Annotated in this window: 1 pseudogene; it reads left to right on the forward strand. The window is 74.0% G+C overall.

The window, feature by feature from the left end:
• A pseudogene (locus tag HWD99_RS18795) lies at positions 1-269 on the forward strand (hypothetical protein); the annotation flags it as partial.

Consider the following 269-nt stretch of genomic DNA (forward strand, 5'->3'; position numbering starts at 1 on the left):
CCTTCGGTGTGCGCGTGGGCGAGGCCGGTACCCGCCAGGGGCGGGCGGCCAAGGTCTGGGAGCAGCGCGACTACCGCAATCTGGATGACCGCGCGCCCCTGGACCGCCGCAACCTGCAACTGGCCCTGCGCCGGCTCAGGCGCTTCGCTCGCCAGGGCGCGGCGGCGGAATTCGATCTGGAGGGGACCGTCGCGGCCACGGCGCGCGAGGGCGGGCTGCTGGACGTGCGCTATCGCCCGGAGCGGCACAACGCGACCAAGGTCCTGTTG

It is taken from the genome of Microbacterium sp. C5A9 (assembly GCF_022627955.1).
Taxonomy (GTDB): domain Bacteria; phylum Actinomycetota; class Actinomycetes; order Actinomycetales; family Microbacteriaceae; genus Microbacterium.